The organism is Desulfobulbus alkaliphilus (genome assembly GCF_016918545.1).
GTDB classification, from domain to species: Bacteria; Desulfobacterota; Desulfobulbia; order Desulfobulbales; family Desulfobulbaceae; genus Desulfobulbus; species Desulfobulbus alkaliphilus.
The window spans coordinates 1-469 of the sequence record NZ_JAFFQC010000181.1; the positions used below are offsets into that span (position 1 = coordinate 1).

Here is a 469-nt window from a genome sequence, read left to right on the forward strand (position 1 = left end):
CATAGTAATCAATATGTTACACCATTAACCGCTCTCGTCGTTAATCATGCTCTCATTTTCTTCATGTCTGGAGTATGGTGACAACGACTTGATTTATTGTCGTTTTTGAGTTTTAGTTCAGGCACTATATATACGATCCGATCCGTGGTGATGCCATGAATGGGGTCGAATCGGGAACCACATGGGAACAACTGCCGCAAGCATGGGTGTGTCCCATGTGCTACGCGACAAAAGAGGCCTTTGATCCCCTGGATTGATTGCCGGGGTTGATGGTGCTGACCGCTGTCTCGACTTCTCCCCAGGCGTTGCACGGATCCTGAGTGTCCGACCGATATGGAGGAGGGGCAAAGCAAAACCCCCGTTGATCGATTGATCGACGGGGGTTTTTTGTAGAGGATCGGCGGCGACCTACTCTCCCACATAGTTTCCCATGCAGTACCATCGGCGCTGAAGAGCTTAACTTCCGTGT

The 469-nt window shown here is 50.3% G+C and carries 1 protein-coding gene and 1 rRNA gene; one reads left to right on the plus strand and one right to left on the minus strand.

The window, feature by feature from the left end; all coding sequences use genetic code 11:
* The first annotated feature begins 128 nt into the window (after positions 1-128).
* Complete coding sequence (locus tag JWG43_RS18005; protein WP_338033288.1) at positions 129-257, plus strand: rubredoxin; 129 nt, start codon at positions 129-131, stop codon at positions 255-257.
* 138 nt (positions 258-395) lie between these two features.
* Here the strand turns inward: JWG43_RS18005 and rrf are convergent.
* Positions 396-469: ribosomal RNA gene (gene rrf, locus JWG43_RS18010) — 5S ribosomal RNA — on the minus strand; the annotation flags it as partial.